The following is a 4,425-nucleotide window of genomic DNA, read 5'->3' as shown; positions in this document are numbered from 1 at the left end:
ATGATGGCTCGATTTCCACTCGCCGGACCTAGCGTGGCGACGATCTTGGCATTGCGGTTGCGACGTGTGTCGGTGGTCAATCCTGGCTTCATGCGTCTCTCCCGTTGCCGGTTTCTGTTGCCTTCAGATAGGGCTTGATCCAGCCCAGGCCTTCGTTCGTTGTCCCAGCCGGCTTGTATTCGCAGCCGATCCAGCCCTGGTAGCCCAGCCTGTCGATGAACTGGTACAGGAACGGATAATTGATTTCGCCCGTGCCGGGCTCGTTGCGCCCGGGGTTATCCGCCAGTTGCATATGGGCAATACTCTGCAGATTGCGCTGGATGGTGGGCGCGAGATCTCCCTCCATGATTTGCATGTGATAAATGTCGTACTGCAGCCCGAGGTTGTCCGAGCCGACGTCCGCGATAATCTCCAGCGCCTGCCGTGAGCGGTTTAGATAGAACCCCGGAATGTCACGGGTATTGCACGGCTCGATCAGCAGGCGGATGCCCGCCTGTTTCAGCTTGTCCGCTGCGAACCTCAGGTTGCTGACGAAGGTCTCGTAGACCTTGTCAGGGGCCGCCCCCTGCGGTGCAAGGCCGGCCAGGCAGTTGACCTGCTTGCAGCCGAGCGCGGTGGCGTACTCGATCGCGGCACCCACTCCGTCCTGGAATTCTCCGACGCGCTCGGGCAGCACGGCGATGCCACGTTCGCCCGCGGCCCAGTCGCCAGCGGGCAAGTTGTGAAGGACCTGGACGAGCTGGTGCCGTTCAAGCGCCTCGACCAGTTGCTCCTTCGGATACGGATACGGAAACAGATACTCGACACCGTTGAAGCCGGCACGCGCCGCAACTCCAAAGCGATCCAGGAAGTCGACCTCGTTGAAGAGCATCGTTAGGTTGGCCGCGAACTTTGGCATAGTGACATCCCTCTACATTTAGTTATGCAGATCATAAATAACCGACCTGCTGCAGACCTACACTTCGACTCCGGGCAGCCGGACAGCCGTGCAATCCGGCGCTCCGGCCTCCTCGCTACGAATACGCCATTCGCGCCATTCGCGAGCTGTCAGTCCAGTAACCCGATCGCGGTGGGCGCGTCGGTGGCAGGGTCCTGGGCCAGATCTTCGAATTCCGTGATGTTGTTGATCTCCGTGCCCATGGCGATGTTAGTTATGCGCTCCAGGATAACTTCCACGACCACCGGCACCCGGTATTCCTTCAGCCACTTCTGCGCCTGCTGGAACGCCGGCAGGATCTCTTCCGGCTTGAACACACGGATCGCCTTGCACCCCAGACCCTCGACGACCGCCACGTGATCGACCCCGTACTCGCGGAGCTCTGGCGCGTTCACGTTTTCGAACGACAGCTGCACGCAGTAGTCCATCTTGAAGCCGCGCTGCGACTGGCGAATCAGGCCCAGATACGAGTTGTTCACGAGCACGTGAATGTAGGGCAGGTTGAACTGGGCGCCCACCGCCAGTTCTTCGACCATGAACTGGAAGTCATAGTCGCCCGAAAGCGCGACCACCTGGCGCGACGGATCGGCCACGCAGACGCCCAGCGCGGCCGGGATGGTCCAGCCGAGCGGGCCGGCCTGGCCACAGTTGATCCAGTGACGCGGCTTGTACACGTGCAGGAATTGCGCGGCGGCAATCTGCGACAGGCCGATGGTGCTGACATAGCAGGTCTCCTGACCGAAGACCTTGTTCATTTCTTCGTAGACCCGCTGCGGTTTGACCGGCACATCGTCGAAATGCGTCTTGCGAAGCAGCGTGCGCTTGCGTTCGCGGCACTGCTCGAGCCATGCGCCGCGATCCTTGAGCTTGCCCGCCGCTTTCCACTCCTTCGCAATCTCGACGAATAATTCCAACGCGGCGCGTGCATCCGAGACGATGCCCAGATCAGGGCAGAACACGCGGCCGATCTGGGTCGGCTCAATGTCGACGTGTACGAACTTTCGCCCTTGCGTGTAAGTCTCGACGCCACCGGTATGACGATTGGCCCAGCGGTTTCCGATCCCCAGCACGAAGTCTGACGCGAGCAGCGTCGCGTTGCCGTACCGATGCGCGGTCTGCAAACCGACCATGCCCACCATCTGCGGATGGTCGTCGGGGATGATGCCCCAGCCCATCAGCGTCGGGATAACCGGTACGCCGGTCGCTTCGGCGAATTCAACCAACAATTCGGGCGCATTGGCATTGAGGATGCCTCCGCCCGCCACGATCAGCGGCCGCTCGGCCTCGTTGAGCATCGCCAGCGCTTTCTCGATCTGCGCGCGCGTGGCGCGGGGCTTGTAGACCTGCAGCGGCTCGTAGGTCTCGATATCGAACTCGATCTCGCCCATTTGCACATCGAACGGCAGGTCGATCAGCACGGGGCCCGGGCGCCCGGAACGCATCAGATGAAAAGCCTGCTGGAAGGCGCGAGGCACCAGCGCCGGCTCGCGCACGGTAACCGACCACTTGGTCACCGGCTTGGCAATCGACTCAATGTCGACCGCCTGGAAATCTTCCTTGTACAGACGGGCACGGGGTGCCTGGCCGGTGATGCAGAGAATGGGTATGGAGTCGGCCTGCGCGGAGTACAGACCGGTGATCATGTCAGTACCGGCCGGGCCCGAGGTACCGATACATACCCCGATATTGCCGGGCTCAGCGCGGGTATACCCCTCAGCCATGTGTGAAGCGCCCTCTACGTGGCGCGCCAGCGTATGCGTGATACTGCCGCGGCGCATCATGGCCGCATACAGCGGGTTGATGGCGGCGCCCGGAATCCCGAAGGCATGCGTGATGCCTTCTTTTTCCATCACTAATACGGCAGCGTCTGCGGCAGTCATACGGGTCATGGCAATCACCTTCTCCGGTTTTGTGGGTTGAGGCTTTACCGGATGTTAAGTCCAGCCCCGAGGCTCCACAATGCGAGCGAATTGCATAACAGTTATGCCCGCGCAACGCAGCAAAGCGTCGCACAGGTGCCTAAAGCCATCTAACAATGACTCAATTGGAGTGTAGACATGGATCGCCTCATGGAACTGCAAATCTTCATGCGCGTGGTTGAGATGGGAAGTTTTTCCAAGGCGGCCCGAGAACTGAAGTTGACCCAGCCCACCGTTACCAAGCATATCAATTCCATGGAAGGCAGGCTCAATGCAAGGTTGCTCAACCGAAACCAGCGCGCGGTCAGCGTGACCGAAATAGGCGCTCGCTACTACGAGAAATGCAAGGACATCGTGCGTGACTATGAAGCCGCACAAGATGTCGTGTTGGGGCGGCATACGCAGGTGGAGGGCCTCATTCGCGTGGGGACCTCACTCACGTTCGGGCGGCGGATCATCTCTCCGCTCCTGGTTAAATTCATGCAGGCGCATCCCAACCTGCGTGTGGACCTCAATCACGACGACAAATATGTCGATCTGATTGCGCTGGGCCTCGACATCGCGATACGGCTTGGCTCGCTTGCCGACTCATCCCTGGGCGGGCGCTACCTCGGCTTGAATCCGTGGGTCATGGTTGCGTCACCGACATATCTGACACGCCACGGCGAACCGAAAATCCATACCGACTTGTCGTCTCATGCCTGCCTAATCTATAGCAGCGTTCAGGAGGATGACTATTGGCGCATGCGCACCCCGTCCGGGGAACGGGTTTCGGTGTTTCTCAACGGACGCTTACGATCGAACAACCTATCGTCGCTGATCACGGCTGCCCGCGCGGACCTGGGCATCACGATCGTCCCGCATTACGTCGCGGCGGAGGCAATCGCCACAGGCGATCTGCGCCAGATCATGGCCGACCACATGCTCCCGGATCAGGAAATACACGCGGTGTATCCGTCTCCGAAACGGGTGCCTGTCAAGGTGACCGAACTGATATTGTTCCTCAAGGAAGCATTCCAGGGTGAATGGTGGTTAAAGCCGTCGTCTTTCGATCGGATGGTGCCGCGAAAACTTGAAAATGTAGACGAGACCAACCTGCAAACCTAGCGAACTCCAGCCCTCCCAAGCCTGCGTTTTCGAATGAAATCACCCGAGACCTCACATAGCGGCAATCCATCCGCCGACCAGGACGCCACGCTGAGCGGCACCGGTGGGCTATCGGTCGACGCTACGGACGACATCGCGCGTTACGCTGAAGCCTTGCCGCCGTACCATTCGAGCACCGGCGCGATTCTCCTGGCCGCGAGCCTCGTCTTGATTTCATTCTCGCTGCGCACACCCATTACGAGCGTCGGCCCGATCCTGCTCGAAGCCGTTCGGGCGACCGGTCTTAGCGCGACTGGGGCAAGCGTGCTGACCACGCTGCCATCATTGTGTTTCGGCTTCTTCGGTCCACTCGCGCCGATGCTGGCACGCCGCCTGGGCACTGAGCGCGCTTTGCTCGTGCTGCTCGCGCTCCTGACGCTCGGCACTGCCTTGCGCGCAGTGCCTACGTGGCCGGCCTTGTAT

General features: G+C 60.5%; 3 protein-coding genes and 1 pseudogene. 2 read left to right on the top strand and 2 right to left on the bottom strand.

Annotation, left to right across the window (positions count from 1 at the left end; translation table 11 throughout):
• Positions 1-88 precede the first annotated feature (88 nt).
• Together otnI and gcl are read right to left on the bottom strand one after the other, a co-directional pair.
• Positions 89-898 (bottom strand): 2-oxo-tetronate isomerase, encoded by an 810-nt coding sequence (otnI, locus tag WCA53_RS15685; protein WP_423912015.1) that lies wholly within the window; start codon positions 896-898, stop codon positions 89-91.
• 149 nt (positions 899-1,047) lie between these two features.
• Positions 1,048-2,826: a glyoxylate carboligase gene (gene gcl / locus WCA53_RS15680; RefSeq protein WP_423912018.1), complete on the bottom strand. Its 1,779-nt coding sequence runs from the start codon at positions 2,824-2,826 to the stop codon at positions 1,048-1,050.
• 168 nt (positions 2,827-2,994) lie between these two features.
• Between gcl and WCA53_RS15675 the strand changes: the two genes are divergently transcribed.
• Positions 2,995-3,963 (top strand): LysR substrate-binding domain-containing protein, encoded by a 969-nt coding sequence (locus WCA53_RS15675; protein WP_423912012.1) that lies wholly within the window; start codon positions 2,995-2,997, stop codon positions 3,961-3,963.
• 33 nt (positions 3,964-3,996) lie between these two features.
• Positions 3,997-4,425, top strand: a pseudogene (locus tag WCA53_RS15670) (MFS transporter); the annotation flags it as partial.

Source organism: Caballeronia sp. (genome assembly GCF_049581465.1).
GTDB lineage: Bacteria > Pseudomonadota > Gammaproteobacteria > Burkholderiales > Burkholderiaceae > Caballeronia.
This window is presented reverse-complemented; position numbering and strand designations above follow the sequence as displayed.

Excerpts from the sequence above, each read along its gene's own strand:
- gcl (WP_423912018.1), bottom strand. The coding sequence starts at position 2,826 with ATGACCCGTATGACTGCCGCAGACGCTGCCGTATTAGTGATGGAAAAA.
- WCA53_RS15675 (WP_423912012.1), top strand. The coding sequence starts at position 2,995 with ATGGATCGCCTCATGGAACTGCAAATCTTCATGCGCGTGGTTGAGATG.
- otnI (WP_423912015.1), bottom strand. The coding sequence starts at position 898 with ATGCCAAAGTTCGCGGCCAACCTAACGATGCTCTTCAACGAGGTCGAC.